This is a genomic window from Streptomyces sp. SID13726 (genome assembly GCF_010548375.1).
GTDB lineage: Bacteria > Actinomycetota > Actinomycetes > Streptomycetales > Streptomycetaceae > Streptomyces.
This window is the reverse complement of the sequence record NZ_JAAGLY010000008.1, coordinates 125,094-146,898: the sequence shown is the minus strand read 5'-3', so window position 1 is coordinate 146,898 and position 21,805 is coordinate 125,094. Positions and strand designations below refer to the sequence as shown.

At 68.9% G+C, this 21,805-nt stretch carries 18 protein-coding genes, 1 tRNA gene and 1 pseudogene; 7 read left to right on the top strand and 13 right to left on the bottom strand.

What is annotated here, in order from left to right; translation table 11 throughout:
• Positions 1 to 3: 3 nt before the first annotated feature.
• The 11 genes from G3I78_RS22760 to G3I78_RS22710 all read right to left on the bottom strand — a co-directional run bounded on the left by G3I78_RS22760 (position 4) and on the right by G3I78_RS22710 (position 10,541).
• Positions 4 to 840: an aminoglycoside phosphotransferase gene (locus G3I78_RS22760; protein WP_164427479.1), complete on the bottom strand. Its 837-nt coding sequence runs from the start codon at positions 838 to 840 to the stop codon at positions 4 to 6.
• A complete protein-coding gene (locus tag G3I78_RS22755) occupies positions 837 to 1,490 on the bottom strand; it encodes a histidine phosphatase family protein (protein WP_164427477.1) in 654 nt (217 codons plus the stop codon). The genes G3I78_RS22760 and G3I78_RS22755 overlap by 4 nt, the downstream gene beginning before the upstream one ends.
• A gap of 2 nt (positions 1,491 to 1,492) precedes the next feature.
• Positions 1,493 to 2,248, bottom strand: coding sequence for a phosphotransferase (locus G3I78_RS22750; RefSeq protein WP_164427475.1), 756 nt, complete (start codon positions 2,246 to 2,248; stop codon positions 1,493 to 1,495).
• A complete protein-coding gene (locus G3I78_RS22745; protein WP_164427473.1) occupies positions 2,245 to 3,090 on the bottom strand; it encodes a class I SAM-dependent methyltransferase in 846 nt (281 codons plus the stop codon). Before G3I78_RS22745 ends, G3I78_RS22750 begins: the two co-directional genes overlap by 4 nt.
• Before the next feature lie 31 nt (positions 3,091 to 3,121).
• Positions 3,122 to 3,634 carry a topology modulation protein gene (locus G3I78_RS22740; RefSeq protein ID WP_164427471.1) on the bottom strand — a complete coding sequence of 171 codons (513 nt, stop codon included), beginning with the start codon at positions 3,632 to 3,634 and terminating at the stop codon, positions 3,122 to 3,124.
• Between the two features lie 96 nt (positions 3,635 to 3,730).
• The gene (locus G3I78_RS22735) at positions 3,731 to 4,780 is read right to left on the bottom strand and encodes a hypothetical protein (RefSeq protein WP_203615367.1); all 1,050 of its coding nucleotides are present in this window, start codon (positions 4,778 to 4,780) and stop codon (positions 3,731 to 3,733) included.
• A complete protein-coding gene (locus G3I78_RS22730; protein WP_164427467.1) occupies positions 4,777 to 6,495 on the bottom strand; it encodes a carbamoyltransferase C-terminal domain-containing protein in 1,719 nt (572 codons plus the stop codon). The genes G3I78_RS22735 and G3I78_RS22730 overlap by 4 nt, the downstream gene beginning before the upstream one ends.
• 8 nt (positions 6,496 to 6,503) lie before the next feature.
• The gene (locus G3I78_RS22725; protein WP_164427465.1) at positions 6,504 to 7,463 is read right to left on the bottom strand and encodes a thymidylate synthase; all 960 of its coding nucleotides are present in this window, start codon (positions 7,461 to 7,463) and stop codon (positions 6,504 to 6,506) included.
• Positions 7,460 to 9,304: a hypothetical protein gene (locus tag G3I78_RS22720; protein ID WP_164427463.1), complete on the bottom strand. Its 1,845-nt coding sequence runs from the start codon at positions 9,302 to 9,304 to the stop codon at positions 7,460 to 7,462. The genes G3I78_RS22725 and G3I78_RS22720 overlap by 4 nt, the downstream gene beginning before the upstream one ends.
• Positions 9,301 to 10,020, bottom strand: a complete 720-nt coding sequence (locus G3I78_RS22715; protein WP_164427869.1) for an HAD hydrolase-like protein — start codon at positions 10,018 to 10,020, stop codon at positions 9,301 to 9,303. Before G3I78_RS22715 ends, G3I78_RS22720 begins: the two co-directional genes overlap by 4 nt.
• 32 nt (positions 10,021 to 10,052) lie before the next feature.
• Entirely contained in the window at positions 10,053 to 10,541 is a 489-nt protein-coding gene (locus G3I78_RS22710; protein WP_164427461.1) for an ATP-binding protein, read from the bottom strand.
• Positions 10,542 to 10,816: 275 nt separating this feature from the next.
• On the opposite strand from G3I78_RS22710, the gene G3I78_RS22705 reads away from it, so the two are divergent.
• The 3 genes from G3I78_RS22705 (at position 10,817) to G3I78_RS22695 (ending at position 14,437) form a co-directional block, all read left to right on the top strand.
• Positions 10,817 to 12,202: a Tat pathway signal protein gene (locus G3I78_RS22705; RefSeq protein WP_203615366.1), complete on the top strand. Its 1,386-nt coding sequence runs from the start codon at positions 10,817 to 10,819 to the stop codon at positions 12,200 to 12,202.
• A 96-nt stretch (positions 12,203 to 12,298) separates the two neighbouring features.
• Positions 12,299 to 12,763: a TrmO family methyltransferase gene (locus G3I78_RS22700; protein ID WP_164427865.1), complete on the top strand. Its 465-nt coding sequence runs from the start codon at positions 12,299 to 12,301 to the stop codon at positions 12,761 to 12,763.
• A gap of 432 nt (positions 12,764 to 13,195) precedes the next feature.
• Complete coding sequence (locus G3I78_RS22695) at positions 13,196 to 14,437, top strand: helix-turn-helix transcriptional regulator (RefSeq protein WP_164427459.1); 1,242 nt, start codon at positions 13,196 to 13,198, stop codon at positions 14,435 to 14,437.
• Between the two features lie 63 nt (positions 14,438 to 14,500).
• Here the strand turns inward: G3I78_RS22695 and cutA are convergent, their stop codons facing one another.
• On the bottom strand, positions 14,501 to 14,827 hold the full coding sequence (cutA, locus tag G3I78_RS22690) for a divalent-cation tolerance protein CutA (RefSeq protein WP_164427457.1): 327 nt from the start codon (positions 14,825 to 14,827) through the stop codon (positions 14,501 to 14,503).
• Positions 14,828 to 15,957: 1,130 nt separating this feature from the next.
• Between cutA and G3I78_RS22685 the strand changes: the two genes are divergently transcribed.
• A complete protein-coding gene (locus G3I78_RS22685; protein WP_164427455.1) occupies positions 15,958 to 16,155 on the top strand; it encodes a helix-turn-helix domain-containing protein in 198 nt (65 codons plus the stop codon).
• A complete protein-coding gene (locus G3I78_RS22680) occupies positions 16,155 to 17,549 on the top strand; it encodes a tyrosine-type recombinase/integrase (RefSeq protein ID WP_203615365.1) in 1,395 nt (464 codons plus the stop codon). Before G3I78_RS22685 ends, G3I78_RS22680 begins: the two co-directional genes overlap by 1 nt.
• Before the next feature lie 249 nt (positions 17,550 to 17,798).
• On the opposite strand, the gene G3I78_RS22675 is transcribed toward G3I78_RS22680, so the two are convergent.
• Positions 17,799 to 17,874: transfer RNA gene (locus G3I78_RS22675), tRNA-Arg, on the bottom strand.
• A 321-nt stretch (positions 17,875 to 18,195) separates the two neighbouring features.
• On the opposite strand from G3I78_RS22675, the gene G3I78_RS22670 reads away from it, so the two are divergent.
• Positions 18,196 to 19,803 (top strand): dynamin family protein, encoded by a 1,608-nt coding sequence (locus tag G3I78_RS22670; RefSeq protein ID WP_164427453.1) that lies wholly within the window; start codon positions 18,196 to 18,198, stop codon positions 19,801 to 19,803.
• Between the two features lie 3 nt (positions 19,804 to 19,806).
• Positions 19,807 to 21,684: pseudogene (locus tag G3I78_RS22665) on the top strand (YfjP family GTPase).
• Positions 21,685 to 21,805 lie beyond the last annotated feature (121 nt).

Sequence of the window (21,805 nt, the reverse complement as noted above, 5' to 3'; positions counted from 1 at the left end):
GGGTCAGTGCAGCCGGGCCAGCACGGTGCGGCCGTGCGCCAGGAGGGCGAGATCGTCTTGCTCGTGTCCGCGGACCAGGGCAGTGATCGCCTCGATGGCTCCGAAGGATTCGAGGAGACGCTGCTCGGTGTCGGTGGGATGCCTGCCGTATCCGGCGTAGAAGGCGTTCCGCAGCTGGGGTACTGCCTGCCAGCGGCGGAACTCCAAGCGGGCGAAGTCCCTGATCCGCGCGTCGCGCCGCATGTGCTCCAGGTCGTACAGGCCGAACGATTCGCCCAGGATCCAGTTCCGGGGCTGGTAGTCGAGGTGGCACACAGCGCTGTCCATGAGCGTGTTCGCCAGAACCTCTTGATGCGTGGACAGCAGTCCGCGCTCGTCGGCGGTGATGAGGCCGGCCTGCTCGGCACGGCCGATCCAGCGGGCGAGGCGGTGCGCCAGTTCGGGGCCGACAGCTCCGGAGCGCGGGATGAGGGTGGCCTGGTGCAGCAGCCGCAGGATACGGCCGGCCTCATGATGCGCGCGTTCCTCGTCGGGCGAGCCCGGGGCCACGGCGTCCGCCCGCGTGCCGTCCAGTGCGGTCACCAGCAGCGTGTGCGTACTGTCGTGCCAGGCGACCAACTCCGGTGCATGCCCGGCAAGGTGGCGTGCCCAGGAGCCGTACGCCTTGACCTCCTGGGCGTACCGGGTGCGGTCGGCGTGCTGTTTGGCGAAGTACCGTCGTCCCCGGCCGTCTATCAGTTGGAGCAGCCGGGGCGGAAGGCCGGGATCGGGCAGGACGCGGACGGCGCCGAGCGTGTGACGGGCCAGGTCGAGGCGCGGATCGACGGACGCCGTGATCACGAAGCCGCCTCCGCCGCCAGGAGTTGGTGCGAGGTGTCGTTGTGCCGGTCCAGGATCCAACGTGTCTGGTCCAGACGGTTGCGGTGGTGCTGCCAGCAGGTGAGGGAGCCGTGGGTGACGGTGAAGCCCGCCGGAGCGCCGAGAGGGATGCCCAGGAGCAGAGTGTGGGCGGCGATCACGGTCTCGCCGTGGGCGGCGAACAGGACGCGATCGCCCTCGTGTTCGTCTATCAGCTGCGACAGGAAACCGGCGGCGCGGGCGAGATACCCGTTCCACGTGTCGGATCCCAGCGCCCAGGGGGTGTCGGGGTGGGCGTGCGGTCCGCCGTCCGCGGCGGTTTTCACCTCCGGCCAGGGCCTGCCGTCGGCATCGCCGTGGACAGGCCCGTCGAGCCGCTCGTCCATGGTCAGCGGGAGGCGAAGGGCCTGACTGAAGATCTCTCCGGTCTGGATCAGGCGCAGGCGTGGTCCGCAGTAGAGCGCGTCGAACGGCTGCTCCTGGTGCTCGGCGGCGAGCCGGGAGGCGGCCCGCTCGACCTGGTCGTATCCGCGGTTGGTCAGTCCGGTGCAGGTCCGCGGCCCGCCGACCAGACCGTCGACATTGCACTGGGCCTCGCCGTGACGGACGAAGACAAGTTCGGTGGTGATCATGATCAGCCTCGGGGTCGGGGGAAGTCGGCGGGCCAGCCGTAGTGGTAGCCGTTGCGCCCCACGTACGGGGCGGTCAGGACGGCGTGCAGGGCGAGAAAGTCGTCCAGACGCTCACGGTCCGTGGCAGCGAGCGTGACGCCGTGGCGTGCGGCGGCCTCGTTGTAGAGGACCAGGGCGGCATCGATGGCTGCCGGCCGCAGAGGCCCGTACGTCAGTTGCAGCGTCAGGACCAGCTTCGCCAGGTCGTACGCCGCCGGGGCCAGGGTGAGGTCGTCGGTGTCGATGGTGAACAGCACGCCCGTCTCGGCGATCAGGACGTTGCGGGGGTTGCTGTCCTTGTAGAAGACGGCCGGTCCCTCTGCGGTCTTCTCCAGCAGCGACAGCATCGCGTGCAGGGCGGCCTTGTTGGGCAGATATCCCTGCTCCAGCCGTACGCGCAGTGCGGCGGTGCGCGGGCTGAGGTAGTCGGCGAACTCGGTTCCGTCGTCGAAGCGATGCGGTACGTGCAGGTCGGCTGTCTGGAGGTCGCTGGCCCAGGCGGTGCCGTGGGCGTCGCCCAGAAGTTGTGCCAGGCGGGGCAGGTCCTCCGGTCGGGCCGGGCGCCCCTTGACCCACTGATAAGTCACGCTGTTCGACCGGATCACCTGAAGCATCGGCAGATGCAGGGGTGGTGCGTGCTCGGTGAGCCACCAGTGGTGGCGAACGGCGGCGGCGACCCGGGAGGAGTCGGTGTACTGCTTGGTGAAATGCCTCGTCACGCCGCTCCTCCCGCCGCTTTGGCCACGATGTAGGTGATGGTGGAGTGGGTGGTGACCGGCCGGTCCGGCAGGAACTCGTGCAGGACGGCGGCCACCGCTTGCGGGCTGCCGTACAGGCCGGGTGCCAGGTCGTACTTCGGGTTGGTGGCCACGTACTCTGCGACGTGGTCGTGACCGTCGAAGGTGAACAGGTGCTCCTCGTCCTCGGTGCTCACCACGTCGAGCGCGGTGGCGGCGAGGTCGGCGAGGTTGCCGCTGTGCGCGGAGATGTACAGGCTCTCGTGATGCTCGGCCCTCGGGTCGAGGCCGGATGCGGCGACTAGCTGGTCCAACTCGCGGTAGCTGTCGCGGGACTTGGTGACCAGCACGGCCAGTCCGCCGGGGCCGAGTACACGGTTGATCTCCCCGACCACGGCGTGCGGGCGGGTGGAGTGGTAGAGGCAGAACGCGGCGACTGCCAGATCACACGAGGCGGTGGGTAGGGGCAGCTCGTGGAAGTCGCCCTGGAGGAAGCTCACCTGCACGCTGGGCAGGCGCCGCGTGCGTGCGCGGGCCTGCCCGATCAGGGCTGCGGAGGCGTCGAGGCCGACGACCCGGCGCGGGCTCAGGAGTTCGGCGAGGGTCTTGCTGCTCGTCCCGCGACCGCAGCCGACGTCGAGGACCATGCCGAGACGGTCGGCACGTCCGTGGTGGGCGCGTACCAGCTGGACGATCGTGTCCGGTACGGGACGGCCAGAGGTCTTGGCCCGCATCAGGGCGTTGGACCGTCCGGCCAGGCGTGAGGGTTCCCCGTAGAGGTCCGCCTGCCGCGCGGGATCGAGGAAGGGGTTGGCCTCGGTCATGCCGCGCCCTCCCCTCGCGGGCGCGGAGGGCTCAGCTGTGTTCGGCGGCCACCTGGTGCAGCCAGCGGCGCGTCTGGCGCCGGTTGGCCAGCAGCACCACGTCGGCCCGACCGGAGGCGAACTGGTCGATCTTGGCCATGACGCGGGGGCGCATCTTGCGGCGGTACGTCGCCACGTACTGGATCACACCCCAGTGGATGCGGTTGTGCACCCCGTTGCCCTTGTGCCCGGCCCCGTGCCGGAGCTGCCGGGAGAAGATCCCGTACAGCGCGGAGATCGTGGACACGTCCATCAGGACCACGGTGTCGCAGGCTTCGAGCCGGGTCTGGAGCGTCGAGTTGTAGTTGCCGTCGATCACCCATCGCGGCTGCTCGACCAGCTCCCGCTGCAGCTCGGTGAACTTCTCCGTAGGCAGCGGGGTCCACTCGTCGTCGTAGAACGCGGCGTCCAGGTGCGTCACCGGGGCGTCGAGGATCTTCCCCAGTGTGCGGGCCAGGTAGGACTTGCCGCTGCCTCCGCAGCCGACGATGGCGACCTTCTCCATGGTGCTCCAGCCTAGAGTCGCTCGGGCGCCCGAGCGGACGGGCCGCCGGAACGCGTTCGGATGACCCGGGCACGGCGGCCCGGATGGTCTGTCGCATCATGCCGCTCCTCGCTCGGTCGAGGGGGCGACGATCGTGTTCAGCACGGTATCCAGGGCGTCGACCTGCCTGCTCAGGCGGAATAGGTCCAGGTGGTTAAGACAGGCCGCGATCAGATCTGCGTGCTGCTGGCTGCCGGCGATCCGCCGGAGGAAGGCGAGGCGCTCGATCACCTCCTGGCTGGAGGACACGATCAGGTCGGCGGGCACGAACTGCTCGACGCGGAGGATGTCGGCCGGGGCCAGGGGCAGGCATCCGGCCAGTACCGCTTCGAAGATCCGCTGGGTCATCTGCCCGACGACGGCGTACCGCTCGGGCAGCATGAGGACGGTGGCCAGGGACCTGCTGTACAGCTCGTGGGCTTGTGGGAAGGGGATCCGGCCGAGGAAGTGGACGTGCGGCCAGCGCTCGGTCCGGGGCCACTTGCCGCCGACCTGGTGTGAGAGATGGGCGGCGGCCGGGGCGAAGTAGTGGTCGAAATGGTGGTCGCGGTCGTACTGGTTGCCCACGTAGCTGAGGTCGAGGTCGCGGGGTGCCGTGGCGAGCGCGTGCGGATCCGCCTGGGCCAGGAGCTGGTCGTCGACGGGGAAGAGCAGGCGGTGGGCCCCGGGCGAGGGGGCGAGGGCTGCTTCGCACACGGCGGTCTGCGGAGCGCGGCGCCAGATACTGTCGATCCGCAGTGTCCTGTCCTTGTCCCAGATCACGGTCGGCATGCCGAGCTGCACGGCGTAGTGCATGAGGAGTTCGCCCTGACGGTGCAGGTCGCAGGTGTGCCCCTCGGTGCCGCACACGCTGGTGTTGCGCCCGCTGATCGGCCAGCGCCACTCCAGGAACAGGACGTCGATCTCCGGAAGGCCGTCGTCAAAGACGTAGGCGCCGCCGAGGTCGTCGTCTGCTTCGAGCAGGTCGCGGTTGGCCTGGAGGAAGACGATCTCGTGCCCGCGGGCGCGAAGGGCGTTGATGAAGGGGCGACGGTGGCTGCGCCCCCCGTCGGGGGTGTCGGTGATTCCGTTACCGAGGAAGCCCCAGAAGCTGTACCCGATCCTCATTTGGTGATCCACCGGCCTTCCAGCAGCAGGGCGTCCAGGCCGGAGCCGGTCAGGCAGTCCAGGGCCATGGCCGGTGTCCCGCAGATCGGCTTGCCCTTGACGTTGAGCGAGGTGTTGATCAGCACCGGGACCCCTGTACGGCGGGCGAAGGCAGTCAGCACCGCGTGCATGAACGGGTTCTGCGCGGCGGTGACGGTCTGCAGACGGGAGGTGCCGTTGGCGTGGACGATGGCCGGCACCCGCTCGCGCGCGGTGTCCGTGACGCCGGAGGCCATCGACATATACGGCGCCTCCTGGCCGAGGGTGAAGAACTGCCCCGCGCGCTCGGCCAGGACCATCGGAGCGAAGGGCCGGAACGGCTCCCGGTACTTCACAGTCGCGTTCAGCCGTTCCACCACTCCCGGCTCCAGGGGCGAGGCGAGGATGGAGCGGTTGCCCAGGGCCCGGGGTCCGGCTTCCACCCGTCCTTGGAACAGGCCGACGATCATGCCGTGGGCGAGCTGGTCGGCGAGGAACTCGGCGCTCTCGATCCCCAGCATCTTCTGCCGCAGCCCGGGCCACCTGGTGAGGTCAAGGGGCAGGTTCTCAAAGGACGGGCCGAGGTAGCAGCTTCGTGCGATGCCCGACAAGGGGCGCTGGCTACCGCTGTCGATGTGCACGGCGACCGCAGCACCGACCGCCGTGCCGGCGTCACCGGGGGCAGGCGGTACGAAGACGTCGTCGAAGATGCCGGCCTCGATGATCCGGCCGATGCTCACGCAGTTCGTGGCGACCCCGCCACCCGCGCACAGACGGCGCGAGCCTGTGATCAACCTCGCTCTGCGGGCCAAATGCAGCATGACCTGCTCGGTGCGCTCCTGAAGTGCCGCGGCCAGGTCCCGGTGGACCTCCACGACCGGCTCGGCCGACTGGCGCGGAGGGCACGTCTCGGCGAGGAAACGGCGCGAGGTCCTCGGGTAGCCGGAGGACAGCGTGCGCGGGGGGAAATACGAGGGGTCGACGTAGAAACCGCTCTGCGTGGTGCGCAGGGCCCGCGCGAACAGGTGCCGGAACCGTTTCGGGTCGCCGAGCGCGGCGAGCGCCATCACGGTGCCTTCCTCATCACCGCGACGCCATCCCAGATGCTCGGTGACCGCGCCGTACACGTAGCCCAGCGAGGCCGGGTCGTTGAGCGATTCCAGGGTGCGGGTGCGCGGGCGCAGCGCGTTGTGGCCGTGGGCGATGGTGGTGGTCTGCCGTTCGCCGAGGCTGTCCACGACCAGCACCGCGGACTCCGTCCACCCCGACCAGGAGAAGGCCGCCAGCTGGTGGGCCCGATGGTGGAGGACCGGCACCACGCGGGCGGAGGGGAACAGCCGGCCCAGGGCGCCGACGCGCCGCTGGGTACGCAGCCCGACCTTGGCGAACCCGTGGGCCCTGGGCAACGTTCGCTCGCGGGTCGTCGCCGACAGAGCCAGGCGCAGCGACGCCGAGGACTCGACCAGGTAGTGGGCGGGATGGAAGTTGTAGGCGACGGCGTCCACGTCGCCGGGGGTGAGTCCGGCTTCCTTCAGCAGCCAGTCGACCGCGTGCTGCGGGAACGCCTTGGTGTGTTTGTCCTCGGACAGCCGCTCTTCCTCGACGAATCCGACCAGCTCCCCGTCGACCAGCAGGGCGGTGGACGAGTCATGGGTGTAGGAGCACAGGCCGAGGATGACGGTCGGGGTGTGGTCCATGGCGCAGCTCACCTGGCCCCTGCTGCCGCGCTGGCAGTCGACCAGGAACCGGCGCGGCGTTCCAGCTCGCTGTACCAGGACTTCAGCGCCCGACCGAGTGGGCCGCCCACGGCATCAGCTTGTCGCCACGCCTCCTCACACATGTCGGTCTTCCACAGCCGGTAGCTGCGCATCGTCTCAGCCATTTCGTCCCAGCTCGGATGCCCTGTCGGTTCCCCGTCCTGGACGTGCTGGAGCAGCTGGTCGAAGCCGTCCCATGGCGTAGTCAGGTCGGACATGATCTCGCTCGCGGCGAGCGAGGTGAGCTGTTCGGCGGCATCCAGGTGGTTGTCGTAGATGTGCAGGGACCCCACGTGATGGTGGAAGTCGCCGAGGTCGGCGCCGAGCCATCCGGCCACCAGCTCGTGCAGGACGGTGTAGAAGAACAGGTCGTAGGGCATTCCGATCCACACGTCCTGGCCGCGCATCGTGGTCGTCATGTGCAGGCGGCCGGCGCGCAGGTGGAAGGCGAAGCCGAGCGTGCACGGCACATCCTTGTGCCCGGCGGAATCTAGGGCCGGGTCGTACAGCTGGACCAGAGCCCGGCGGGAGTCGGCGTCCTCCTTGAGGAGGTCGACGACGCGGTGGAGCTGGTCCACCGTGCCTGCCCACTTCCGCATCCGGGGCCCGTAGGCGCCCCGCAGGACGCCGTCATCCGCGTACCGCCGCAGCCGGGCGTTGTAGTCGAAGATCCACGGGTCGTCCGAGCCGGACAGGTGCCAGACGGTCTCGGCCACCGCGAACGCCGGGTTGAGGATCCGGGCCGGGGGCGCGTGCAGCAGACGGGCCCTGGGCTGCGTCAACCGCATGTGGACATCGAGGACTTCGTGGGTGGCCATACCGCGGGGGGCCACCTTCTCCCCGGCCTTGGCCAGGGTGACGGCCCCGGCGAAGAGTTCCGCCACACTGTCGCCGGTCAACTGGGTCATCGGGTACGGACTCCTTCGCCCCGCGCCTGCGCATGATCAGCGCCCGGGACATCGTCGTGGACGGGACTGGGGCCTTCCGTAGAGCTGTGGGCGTGGCCGAGGATGAGTTGCGCGATGTCGCTGGCACTGTGGCCGCGCCACCGGCACACCGCGTCCGGCACTGGCCGAGACAGGGGCTGGTCCGTGCGGGCCAGCAGGGAAAGCGCGCTGGCGACCTCGTCGGCACTGGTGCATTGCGAGGCGAGGCTGTGGTCGGCGAGCCCGAGGGTGCGCTCACCGGGTGTACCGATTTCGAGGACCGGTACGTTCAGGAGGGCCGCCTCGATGCCGCAGGTCGAGTACGCGCTCGCCAGAGCATCGGCAGCGGCCAGGCACCCCCGTGCACCGATGTGCGGGTCGGCCACGGCCACGAGCGGCCCGTCGTCGTTCCGGGGCAGACTGGAGAATGTGTCGGTGCCCTGTGCGGGGTGAGGGGCGATGACCAGTCCCCAGTCACCCTCGGCGTCACGGAGCCCGTCCATGAGCAGGTCCGCCTGGGCGCGCAGGCGGTCAGGGCCGAAGGGCTGGCAGGCCCACACGATGATCCGGATGGGCTCGCTGCCCGTGGCCGTCGCCATCAGGTCTGCCAGATAGCGCCGTTGGGCCTCGCGGTCGAGATGGGCCAGGCCGTCGAAGCGCGGCTGGCCCAGGACGTGTACCTCGGCGTCGGGATGCTGTGCCCAGGCGTGCGCGAGGGAGACGTCGCGTTCCCCCATGACGACGATGTGACGGCTGTGCAGGGCGGGCCACGCGGCCGACTCGGCTGTCCACGCGCCGTGCTGAACGTGCACCGTCGTGATGCCGTGCCGCTCGGCCGCGTGCACGGCGAGTGCTCCCAGCGGGCTGGTGTCGTTGCTGACCAGCATCGTGTGCGGCCGGGCCGCGGCAAGGACGTCGTCCAGCCAGGCTTCCGCTGCCACGACGGAGCGCCACGAGGGCTGGGTGCAGCCCCCGCTCGTCTCCAGCACCGCAGAAAGGAGCCGGGCCAGCCGGCTCAGCAGGATCGCGTGCTCCTTCACCCGAACGACGGCGCCGTCCTCCTGCGACCGCAGCCCTTCCATGGCACCGCCGAGCCCGAACAGGTCAGGGGACGGCGAGCACAGCGTCACTGCCTCGGAATCTGGAGCCGGACTCCGCTCCGCCGCGTCGGTGGCAAGATCGATCAGCAGGCTCCGCTGCCCGTCCCGCGCGAGCGCGTCAAGCACGGGCAGCAACGTGGCCGCGTGCCGAGACGACCAGGACACCGCCACCACGTCACCACCCAGGGCCTCGGAAGCGGACGGTTCACCGTGGCCCACCTGAGGTGCGGGAAGGGTGCGCAACGGTGCGGATCGCAGCGGGTTGTGCGGGGCCGGCGCACCCAGTACGAAGGCCACCCCGGACCAACTGACGGTGTAGGACTGGTACTCCCGCGAACTACTCGACCGCACGCCGACGAGCCCCTGATACGGCACGAGGGCCATCGGCCCGGGGGCCTTCGCGAACGGCTCCCAGGCACTGAGCGCCATCAGCTTGCGCACCAGCTGCGCCACCAGACGCCGGACCGGAACATGCTGCACGTAGAGCCATCCCGCGCCGCCCGGCGTCGCCGACAGATGCGCACAGTGCGCTTCCAGAGCGCACATGATCCGCTCGACATACCCGTCCACCTCGCCCGATCCGAGCGGCACAGCCTCCAGGTCGCGTACGGAGATCTGCTCCGTCCGACGGGGTGAGAGCGAGCCCTCTCCCACCAAGGCCCACAACGGCTGGTCTCCGGCGCCGGTCCGGACGAGCCCGAGCGCACCCGCAACTGCCCTCACAGCAGCCCCCCTTCAACGAACGGGGCTGCAGGGGTGACGATGCCAAGGAGGTGCAACAGTTCCCTGGGCGAGTCGGCGACGACAGAGGACGGACCGAGGGGGCGGCCGTAACCCCATCCCGCGTGGATGTAGGGGACGCCGGCTCGGCAGGCGGCTTCCTGATCGACCGCCATATCGCCCACATAGGTCGCGTTGGCAGGATCTGCGCCGAGGTCGACCAAGGCAAGCAGGATCCAATCCGGAGCCGGCTTGCCCCGCCCTTGGCCGTCGGGCCCGCGGACCGCGGCGAAAGTACAGCCCAGCTCCGCCAGAAGAGGCTTCGCCCGGAGCAACGGCTTGGACGTAACGACCCCGAGCGACCAGCCGGCGGCAGCGACGGCGACCAGCATGTCCGTGATGCCATCAAACCCTCGGGCCAGGTGTGCCGCGACCGTTGACGCTTCCGTGTATGTCCGGTGAATCGCCTCGGCGTTGGCCAGGCCGAGACATTCCATGATGACGTCGAAGGGGCGGCCGAGGTGCTCCCGGTACTCCGCGAACGGCACGTCAAGACCGTGAGCGTCCTGCACCGCGTGCCACGCGATCTCCATCACGGGAAGGGTGTCGACGAGCACCCCGTCCAAATCGAGGAGAAGGCTACGCGGTGCCTCGGAGTCCGAGGCGGCCTTGCTCCCCGTCGCGGGGGACGACGCAGGGGGGCGTAACTGAGGGGGCATGGCGAGGGTCTCCAATGAGGGGATGGCGACGTTCAGGAGGTGGGGGTCGGCTCGGGGCGCTTGATGAAGGCGAGCACCCGCTTGCCGGTCCCGTCCTCGGTGGGGCAGGTGGTCCAGCTGTCGGCCATCGCCGACACGAGGTGGAGTCCGCGTCCGTTGGTCGCGTCTTCGTCGGCAGCCTGCTCAACCGGGAGGTGAGGCGAGTTGTCCTCCACCTCGATCGTCACCACATCCGCCTGGACCACGAGCGTCAGCGTGATCTCCTCCTCGCGCTCGCTCTGTCCTTTGGGCCGCTGCTTCTTGAGAGCCTCGGAGGTCCGGCCATACAGCTCGGCGTTGGTGGTGAGTTCGCTGACGATGAGCACGGCATCGTCCAGAAGATCGTCCAGCCCCCAGGCGCTGAGCGCATCCCGGGTGAAGGAGCGCGCCATCCGAGGGGCATGCTCATCAGCGGTCAGCGTCAGACTCTTCTGGTGCTCCGGTGTGTCGGCGTAGTCGTCACAGACTTGAGGCTGATTCATCCCCGGCTCCTGACGACGCGTCCGTGGGCGGAGGGTGGCTCCCAGCCCTCTTGCGCCCCCAAGATCGCCGTACCGGTAGTCGAGGCGCCGGGATAGGTCCTGGCGTCGGCACCAGACGTGTGGCTGGTCTTCACCGGATTTCCTCCCGGGCAAAGGCAGATGGTGGTTTCGTTGACCTTGAGCGAACCTCGAATGACAACGGGTTGGTATCCCCGGCCAGTCCGCGATGCCGTCAAACCCGTCAAAGATCGTTCTCTTGTGAACGGGGGCGCCGGATGGCACATAGGAACGAACAGCTGGCCGCCGTGATCGCGGAGACAGGCTGGTCGCAGCCCAAACTCGCCGCTGCGGTAGTCCGGGTGGCCGCCGAGGTCGGTGCGGATGAACTGGAGGCCACGAGCCGTTCGCATATCGCGATGTGGATCTCTGGCACCCGTCCCAGCGGCAGGGCACCCCGTATCTTGTGTGAGACGTTGTCTCGACGGCTGCAACGCCCGATCACCTTGGCGGAAATTGGGCTTTCGGCATCGCCCGGCGACCCCGACCCAGCATCCGAGTGGCGCGTCGATACGCTGACCGCGCTGGTTGATCTCGGGAGAAGCGACGTGGACTTGGAACGCCGCCAACTGCTGGCCGGCGCCGCCTACTCGGTAGGTGGTCTGGTGCTGCCCGGGCAGCAGTGGTGGGACGACGCCCCGCAGCGAGCCAGATCCCGTGCAGCGGCAACAAGCCGACGGATCGGCGCTAGCGAAGTCGTTGCCGTCCGCGAGATGACCGAGTTCTTCTCGAAGCGAGACCAACGACATGGCGGGATGGACGGCCGTACAGCTCTGCGGCAGTACATCCTCGATGACGTCGCCGGATACGTGGGTGGGGTCTTCACGAGCGAAGAGACACGTCGAGACCTTCTCGCTGCCGCCTCCGAAGCCGTGTATGTGGCCGCGTGGATGAGCTTCGACGCCTCTCAACACGAGGCAGCGCGCCGTTACTTCACCCTGGCCCTGAAGCTCGCCGCCGAAGCCGACGAAGCCCCGTTGGCGGGTCACATTTTGCGCGCCATGGCCCATCAGGCAACCGACTTGGGCCACCCCAGGGCAGGGGTGAGACTCTCGGCGGCTTCTGTGGACCGAAAGCGATACACCCTGGCCACACCCCGAGAGCGCGCGCTGCTGGGCGTCGTGCAGGCACGCAGTCTTGCGACCGACGGACAGAAGCGCGAGGCGATCGCAGCCCTCCTCCGTGCCGAGGACGACCTCGCTGCGGCACAGCCCGGTGACGAAGATCCCCACCGGGTCTGGTTCTTCCAACAAGCGTCGCTGGCTCACGAGACGGCACGCACCCTGTGGACACTCGGCGACCTCGAAGGAGCCCTCCGTGAGTTCAACAACAGTGTGCTGACAAGGAAGGCCGACACGTTCAGCCGGACCCACGCCGTGACACTGGGCTACATGGGCACCGTCCAGGCCAAGCAAGGCAACGTCGAGGCAGCCTGCCATACGTGGGCCCGAGCCCTGGACGCCATGGAAGGCGTCCAGTCGGGACGAGCACGTGAAGCCGTCGTGAACATGCGCCGAGTGCTGTCTCCCTTCCGGAACCGCGGAATCCATGCAGCAGCAGAGATCGACGAGCGAGCTAAGGGCGTACTCGAACGAGTAGCCTGACGGCACCGTGATGGCGAGGACGAGCACGGTGCAGCCGTGCCTCCCGCTCTGCTCGAAACCGAGAAGGGGAAAGCCGTGTCCGCACAGTCCATCGAAATGCCTGTGATCGCCACCGTGGTTGGAGGCCACACCGGGCGGCTCGACGACTTCAAGGGCGGCGTGGAATCGATTATTCGAATGCGGCCGGACTACCCCGTGGAGACCCTGCAGGGCATCGAGGAGTTCTCGCACCTCCAGGTCACCTGGTTCTTCAACTTCGGTTCCCCTGATGACGTAGCCCTGCACGCCCGCAGTCCCCGGGACAATCCGGCATGGCCGGCCACCGGCACCTTCGTACACCACAACCACCGCCGGCCCGCCCGGCTGGCGACCTCCTTTCCTCGGCTTCTCCGCGTTGACGGGCGCGATCTGCACGTGACCGATCTCGACGCGGATGAGGGGACGGAGGTGGTGGATCTGGTGGCAGTGTTCGAGGAGATGCTTCCTCGGGGTCCCATTACTCAGCCCTCTTGGCCGAGCGAGATGCTGACGGACTACTGGCGAGACGCTGCCGAACGCTGAGGCAGCAGTATGGCTGGGGCCCGAGTTGACCAATCGCGCGAGGCGGCGCCCATTGAGCGTGCCTCGCGAGCAGGCGTGTACTGAGCAGGTCATCAACACACCTCCTTGGGATGCCCGGAACCGATTAGCGGCTTCCACGCTGGGCAGCGCCAGCGCCCCGCTCTCCGGCGGTGTGTAGAGAGCCGGCCGTGACCCGACGGCTTGGCTGCGCTGCAGGGTCGCCTACTCCTTGGCCAAGTCCCGCCCGCCAGGTTGGTCCCCTTCGCGAGCGGGAGCGGTGCCACCCTGCGGAACGTCGTCATGGGTTCATCGCACCGTGTGTCCCAGCCTCGGACCAGGGGGAGTGGGAGGGGGAAAAGTTTGTCAAGGGGGGAAACGGGAGGGGGAATTGAGGCCATGATTGGATTCCGCCCACCGACAGAGGTCAGACTCATGCCAGATCCGTTCGCCGACTTGCTCCTCCGGCTTCGGCAGGATGCGGGCAGGACGCAGGAGGAGCAGGCAGAGGCGATCAACGTTGTCTCCGGCCGCCACACCGTGACCCGCCGAGAGATCAGCCGTTATGAGAACTTTGAAACTATTCCCACCAGCCACACGATCGGCCATATTGCGGTGGCCTGCGGTGTCCCCTTCGAGGAGCTGCACCGGGAGGCCAGGGCGGCCCGCGCTCGGAAGAGAAAGGGGCATGCCAATGCGGGGGAGGACCAGGACGTCGTGAATCGCCGCACGTTGCTCGGTGGCGCTGCGATCGGCGTGAGCACAGCTGCCGAGCCCTGGGGGCGCCTCGCATTCGCTCTCCGCAAGGGGGCCAAGATCGATAGGGTCGCTGCCATCGCGCTCATCGACCGGGCCGCTGATCTGCACGTTCAGGAACTCGGCCTCAGTGCCCGGCGGCTGCAGAACACGGTCGAGTCGCATCTTGACGCGATCACCGCAGCCTTACCTCACGCCGGCGAGCACGAACGCGCGCTCACCATCGCGGCCGGGGAGACCGCCGCCCTGGCCGGATGGGTGGCATGGGACCTGGGGGAGCATGACAAAGCCGATGCCTATTACAAGGTCACGTCGCAGTGTGCGTCGACCGCTGGACACCCTCCACTCCGAGCTCTGGCCTTGGCCTACGCCAGCTACGGCAATTCGACTCCGCGAGCGAAGGCTGAACTCCTCTCCCAGGCTGCCAGGGACGTGCGAGGCCATGGCAACGCAACGGCTGCCGCCTGGATCCTCGGCAGGCATGCCGAAGAAGCTGCTGAGGCCAGCGATGAGACAGGGGCGCTCCGGGCTTTGGAGCAGGCGCGGTTCGTCTACGACTTCGCGGATCACACCAGTGAGCAGGCATGGGTCCGGTTTGTGACCCCACACCGCATGGACTCGTTGATGCTCTCCGTATACGGCCAGTTGGGGCGCCCCGAACTCGCATCCACAGCTGACACTGCACTCGACCGCCTCGGAGGGGAGCTTCCGGACGGAGGGGTCGTGGTTCTCGGCGATCTCGCTTCGGCTCTTCTGCGCGGCGGCGACGTCGACCAAGGCGTCTACGTGGCACGTCAATTCGCCGTAGCGGCTCAGGCTAAACCCAACACGATGGGTAAGGAGCGCGCATCAGTCATCGCTGCGTCCCTCCCGGCGGGCGAGCAAGAACTAGCGCTTCACCTTGCGCAGTTCGCAGCATGAGCGCCTCTCTATGGGCGATGCGGGTAAACGTGGACAGCAGCCATACGGCGGGCTCAGGGCTTCTCAGCCTGATGCCCTTTCCTCGGCAACCCAGGAGAGGTACGTCTCCGACCCCCCGGTCACGGGCAGCGTGATCCACTGGGGGACGTCATATGGGTGCCTCTCGTGCACCCAGGCTTCCAGCGCGGCGAGACGGTCTACCGTGGTCATGTACGAGATCCGCCACTCTTGTGCTGCCTCGATCTGGCCTTCCCACCAGTAGTAGGCGGTGATCGGTGCATCGATGTGAACGCCGGCAGCCAGCTTGCTCTCGACCGCACCCCGGGCCAGTGACTTTGCCAGATCCTCGTTGTCGCTGGTCGTCTGTGCAATCACAACGTCGTTGGGCATGAAACTACCTTCCGGCTCGGGTGCCGTGACCTTACCCATCTGGTGGTCCAGGCTTCCAAGTCCCCGATGTTCGACGGAGATGTTGGTCTGCGGAGACCTCACGCCGACCTGGAATTGGCATATAGCGGACTGCTGCCGCCAGAGCCGAGAGTGCCGTTGGTTGTCTTCTTTCCGTCGGGTAGTGGAGACGTCGACGTGCTGTCCTTCAGCTGACGGCAGACGAGAAAAAGCCCCACAGTGCTGGAACCACTCCGGGAACCATGTCAACGTACAAGCTCCCGGAAAACGCCAGGTCAGAGACGGTCGGGGAGCGGGTCCTGCCGCCCTAGTCTCAGTGGCCCAGTCGGTACCAAGGAGGCTCACCTGCCAAAGCCCACACTGCGATCGGTCCGCGTCACAGCACCGATCCTCCTGGCGCTTGGCGCCGATAACGCATGGACCGCTCAGGCAGCAGCGGATTACACCTCTCTGTCCACAGCCCTGTGCCTCTGCGTCTGTGCGGCCGGGCTGTTCGGTGAGGATCTGCTGCAGCGCGGGTGCCGCCAAGTCCTCACAGTCCTTGCGTACGTGGCCGCGCACCCTGGTGCTGTGACTCGTGGCATCGCCCGAGCTGTTGGCATTCCCGTGCGCTTGGCGGCTCGCAACCTGAGCCGACTCACCGAGGGCGGGTTCCTGATTCTGGTCGCAGACGACGGGTGCCCCGTGCTCAGGTCTTACCGACTGGCCACGTAACTTTTCGGTGCGGCGCGCACTATAGGCCACGATCCCCGGTTACCGAAACCGGGGATCGTGAAGAGCATTGATGGTGTTCGCACCCGGCTGTGCTTGGCGGTGGAGCCGTGGCGGACGCAGTTGACCGTGCCGTAAAGACGTGAGGAGGAAACGCGCGGCTGTCGGCTACTGCTGCCCTGACACACAGCGCCTGCTCGCTGAAAGAAAGCGACGCTCCGCCGAACCGGCGGGGAACCGCAGCTGCTGATTCCGCTCAGTCGCCTCGCGCGCCTTTTCGCTAGGAACCCCTGCCTTATGTGCCGATCCGCGATACCCCCTGCCCTATTTTGCCCCGGGTGGGCATGTCCGCCCTCCTTTGGCGTTGGCTCCTTGCCCATCTGGGACTGCGAGGTGGGGTCATGGCGGTAGCGGTTCGACCTGGGCCGAAGCTGACGGTCGACGAGGTCTGCGACGAGCTTCAGATCGCCCGATCGACCTTCTACGAATGGCGCCAGAAGGGGCGCGGGCCGCGCTGCATTCGACTGCCCAACGGCTCCCTTCGGGTACGGCGCAGTGATTTCGAGAACTGGCTTATGGATTACGAGGACCCTTCTTGATGGACACCAGCTCGTTGGACGTTCGTTTCTACCCGATAGAGACGAACAAGCGGGCCAAGGGCAACACTTACACCGTGCGATGGAAGGTCGCCCACAAGAAGCACAGCAAGACGTACAAGAAGAGCGCCGTGGCCGACGACGAGCGCTCGAAGCTGATGTCCGCGCACAGGAAGCGTGAGCCGTTCGACATCGAAACGGGTTGGCCCATTTCCTGGATGTCCAAGGCAGCCGAGGCCAATTGGTACGACTTCGCTGTCGAGTACGTCGACTGGAAATGGCCCCGGGCTTCCGGAAACACCCGGAAGAACATGGCCAAGGCGCTCACGCCCGCTACCGTCGCCCTGCTGCGCACACCTCCGCCAAAGCACTTCGAGCCCGTGATGGTCCGCAGAGCGCTACGGGAGTACGCGTTCAACGTCAATCGGCGCACCGACCCCGAGAACCCGGTGCCGGCCGAAGTGCAGACGATCCTCGACTGGGTCAAGCGCAACGCACTCCCGATGAGTGCCTGGGAGAAGACTGAGACGGTCGACAAGGTCGTCACGGCTCTCGGCACCCTCCTGGACGGCACCGCGGCAGCCGCCAGCTCGGTCACCCGAAACGACCGGATCATGAACCTGGTCATGGGCTACGCCATCAGGCACAACTACCTGAAGGCCAACCCGATCCCGAAGGGCAAGGGCGAGCGCACCGCTCCGAAGGTCGCCCAGGCCATCGACAAGCGCTGCCTCCTGAACCGCGACCTGGTCGCGAAGATGCTGGACTGGATAGGCAAGCGTCCCCGACGCGGACGCCTCTATCGAGCCTTCTTCGCAACCCTGTACTACGCGGGGCTACGCCCCGAGGAAGCCGTCGCCCTCCGAGTCGGGGACGCCACGCTGCCGGAATCCGGCTGGGGCGAGTTCCTCATACACGAGGCCCAGCCTGAAGTCGGCAGCCAGTGGACGGACACCGGCGAGGTCCACGAGGAGCGAGACCTCAAGGGCCGGGGCGAAGGAGACACGCGCACCGTCCCCATCCACCCCTCCCTCGTCGCGATCCTCCGAGAGATCATCAAGGAGTACGACCTCAAGCCAGAGGGTCTCCTCTTCCCTGGCGAGAAGGGGGACATGCTCGCGGGTTCCGTGTTCCGGCGCGTCTGGGCCAAGGCGCGCAAGGAGATCCTCTCCGAGCACGAATTCAAGACGCCGACGGGGAAGCGCGTGTACGACCTGCGCCACACATGCCTGACGACCTGGCTCAACAGCGGCATCCCGCCGGCCCAGGTTGCCGAATGGGCGGGCAACAGCGTGCCGGTCCTGCTGGCCATCTATGCACGTTGCATCGTCGGCCAGCTGGCCGACTACCTGAAACGGATCGAAGGCGTCCAAGACCTACCAAAGGTTGCGGCGTGACGAGCGGCCTCGGAAGCCTGCGAAGAGCGGGCTCCGGGGCCGCTTCGCTATGTGTCGGGAGGGATCGGAGTGCCCTCTCGGGCACCCGATTTTGTGGGACGTATGTGGGACGGACACCCGTAGAAACCCAGTTTTGGCCGGTGTCAGCCGGACTCCGCCCTCAGTGGAGGGGAGGAGTCCGATTCGCCTCAGCGATCAGTCGGACATGGTCTGACCTGCGAAAACGTCGCCGAACTGACAGGGCGTCAGTGGCGCCCCCGGCAGGACTCGAACCTGCGGCCAAGCGCTTAGAAGGCGCCTGCTCTATCCACTGAGCTACGGGGGCCGGTGTGGTGGCCTCTGTCTTGGGTGCCCGGGTGTGGGGCGGTCCGTGACGTTGCCGGGGACAAGGATAGGGCTCCCGTCACCTTGTCCCTGTTGCTTCGCCTCCGTGGCTCGATGTGGAGGTTCGGTGAAGCGGTCCTGATAATCGCAGGCAGGTACGAATCGTGCATCGCTTTTGGGTGCTCGCGCACCGGGTGTTGTGCACTCGTTATGCCTGGACTGTGCCTGTGCCCCAGTCGTCCCTTCCGCCCCTTGTGTCCAGTCGGCGCGCAGACATGCTCATATGCTTCAGAATTCCCCTAAAATTGGGCATTCTTCGCATGTGGTGACCTTGGACGTACGGCCTCAGCTGCTCGACGCACTCTCCGCCCTGCGCGACCGTGTCGCCGCCGCACGCTTCCCGCTGCCCCTGGCGGGGGCCCCACGCGCGCGTGCCAACCGCGACGAACTCCTCGCGCAGCTCGACGACTATCTGGTGCCCCGGTTGAGAGACCCCGAAGCGCCGTTGCTGGCCGTCGTGGGCGGTTCCACCGGGGCCGGCAAGTCGACCCTCGTCAACTCCCTTGTCGGACGGCGGGTGAGCGAGGCGGGCGTACTGCGGCCGACCACGCGGACACCGGTACTGGTCTGCCATCCGGAGGACCATCACTGGTTCAGCGGGATGCGCGTACTGCCCGACCTCACACGCGTGTGGGTGCCGCACCAGGAGCCCGGCGACGAACTCCTGCTGCCCGGCGAGAACCCCGCGCGCGTGCTGCGCGTCGAGACCGCCGACACCCTCCCGCCCGGCCTCGCCCTCCTCGACGCGCCCGACATCGACTCCCTCGTCGCCGACAACCGCGTCCTGGCCGCCGAGCTCATCTGCGCGGCCGACGTCTGGATCATGGTCACCACGGCCGCCCGGTACGCCGACGCCGTCCCCTGGCACCTCCTGCGCACCGCCAAGGAGTACGACGCCACCCTGGTGACCGTCCTCGACCGGGTGCCGCACCAGGTCGTCTCCGAGGTCTCACGGCAGTACGGCGCCCTGCTCACCAAAGCCGGTCTCGGCGAGGTGCCCCGGTTCACGGTGCCCGAACTGCCCGAGTCGGCCTGGGGCGGCGGGCTGCTGCCGGCCAGCGCCGTGGCCTCGCTGCGCACCTGGCTCGTCCACCAGGCCCAGGACCCCGCGGCCCGGCAGTACGCCGTCGCCCGTACGGCCCACGGCGTCCTCGCCTCCCTCAAGTCCCGGATGCCCGAGCTGGCCGGTGCCGCCGCCGCCCAGTACGCGGCCGCGCTGCGCCTCACCGCAGCCGTCGACGGGGCGTACGACAGCGAGTACGCGCGCGTGCGGGGCCGGTTGCAGGCCGGTGCCGTGCTCGCCGGTGACGCTCTCAAGCGCTGGCGGGCCTTCCCCCTCGACTGCACCGCCGGGGAGCTCCTGGACGCCCTGGTGGAGAGCCTGGGCGCCCTCCTGCTGTGCGCGGTCACCGCCGCCGACGAGCGCATCGACGACGCCTGGCGGCGCGAACCCGCGGCGGACGCGCCGGAACTGACGGATCGCGATCCCACCCTGGAGAGCGCCGAGCACCGGATCGGGATGGCCGTACGGCGCTGGCGGCGCGAGCTGGAGGAGTACGCCGAGGAAGAGGTCCGCGACGTCGACCGCGGTGCCGCGCCGGACCCCGAGACGATCGCCGCCCTCGTCGCCACCGCGCTGCTCGGCGGACGCCGGGCGCGGGTCGCCGGTGAGGGGCTCGCCGAGCGGATCGGCGCCCACGGCGCGCTGCGGCTGCGCGACCGGGGCGGGCGGCTGCTCTCCGACCACCTCGACCGGGTCGTGCACCACGAACGCGAGCGCCGGCTCGCCCCGCTCGACGCACTCGAGGTGCACCCCGAACCCCAGGCCGAACTCATCGCCGCGCTGTCCGTACTGCAGAAGGAGAGGTGACCGGTGACCGCCGTCACGGATCAGGACCACACAGAGCAGGCCGGGGACGCCGTATCCGATCAGGAGGAGGTGGCGGAGGAGCCCAGGGCGGGGGAGGAGACGGCCTCCGGGAGCGACGGGGACTCCGGCGGTGAGGGCGGGCACGCGCGCGTGGAGGCGTCTTCGGAGCGCGCCGATGCCGACTCCTGCGACGACGGGGACTCCTGGGACGACGGGCTCATCGCGCGGCGGGTGACCGCCGAGACCGAGCAGGCCGCCGTCGTGGAGGCCCGCGGGCACAACGCGCCTCCCGCCGCCCCGCTGGCGTACGACGGCCCCCTGCGCTCCCGTCTGGACGCGCTGCGGGAGCTGATCGGGCTCTCGCGCACCCGGCTCGACAGCCGCACGCTCGCCGAGGCCGGGCAGGTCCTGGACGAGGCGGCCGCGCGGCGCAGGCTCTCCGGGCAGCACACGGTCGTCGCCATCGCGGGCGCGACGGGCAGCGGCAAGTCGCAGCTGTTCAACGCGCTCGCCGGAGTGGCCATCTCGGAGACCGGCGTACGACGGCCCACCACGGCCGCGCCGATCGCGTGCAGCTGGAGCGACGGCTCGGCGAGTCTCATCGAGCGGCTCGGCATCCCGCCCCGGCTGCGACGGCGGCCCCTGCAGAGCGCCGAGACGGAGGCCCAGCTGCGCGGGCTCGTCCTGGTGGACCTGCCCGACCACGACTCCGCCGCCGTCCAGCACCGCGAGCACGTGGACCGCGTCCTGGCGCTCGTCGACGCCGTCATCTGGGTCGTCGACCCCGAGAAGTACGCCGACGCCGTCCTGCACGAGCGCTATCTGCGGCCCATGGCGGGCCACGCCGAGGTCATGTTCGTCGTCCTCAACCAGATCGACCGGCTGCCCGGGGAGGCCGCCGAGCAGGTCCTCGACGACCTGCGGCGGCTGCTCGACGAGGACGGGATCGCGCTCGGGGAGTACGGCGAACCGGGCGCCACGGTGCTCGCGCTGTCGGCGCTCACCGGGGACGGGGTCGGTGAACTGCGGGAGTCGCTCGGGCAGTTCGTCGCCGAGCGCGGGGCCGCGGCCCGCCGTATCTCGGCCGACGTGGACGCGGCGGCGTGGCGGCTGCGGCCCGTGTACGCGACCGGGCGGCGCACCGGCCTCAGCGAGCGGGCCCGCGACGACTTCGCCGCCCGGCTCGCGGACGCCGTCGGCGCCACCGCGGCCGGTTAGGCGGCCCAGCGCGCCTGGCTGCGCAACGCCAACCGCGCGTGCGGGACGCCCTGGCTGCGGCGGTGGCGCTGGTACGAGGACCGGCGCGAACCGGCCACGGGGCGGCTGCCGTTGCGCGCCCAGGCCGACGAGGAGGCCACCGCGCGGCAGCGCGTCGAGCAGGCCGTACGCACGCTCGCCGACCGGGCCTCGGGGGGACTGCCCGCGCCGTGGGCGCAGGCGGTGCGCGAGGCGGCCGTACGGGGCTCCCAGGGGCTTCCCGAGGCGCTGGACGAGCTCACGGCCCGGGCCGGGCTGCCGCCGGGCAAGCCGCCGCGGCCGGGCTGGTGGCCCGCGGCCGTGCTGGCCCAGGCGTCCATGACGCTGCTTCAGATCGTCGGCGGGCTGTGGCTGGTGGGCCAGATCGTCGGGTTCATGGCGCCGAACCTCGGGGTCCCGGTGCTGCTGATGGTGGCCGGGATCATCGGCGGGCCGCTCGTCGAGTGGAGCTGCCGGATGGCGGCGAAGGGGCCCGCGCGGCGCTACGGCGTGGACGCGGAACGGCGGCTGCGGGAGGCGGCGGCCGGGTGCGGGCGGGCCCGGGTGCTGGATCCGGTGGCGGCGGAGCTGCTGCGGTACCGGGAGGTGCGGGAGCAGTACGGGAGGGTCGTCGGGGTGGGGTGACGGGCGTGGCCCGGCACCGGGTCCCTCGTTCGGGTGGCGGAGTTGTCCACAACCCGTGGACGGTCCACAGGGCTCGGCGGGCTCGTCCCGACGGAGGCAGTCTGGCTTCGCGGCGATCGCG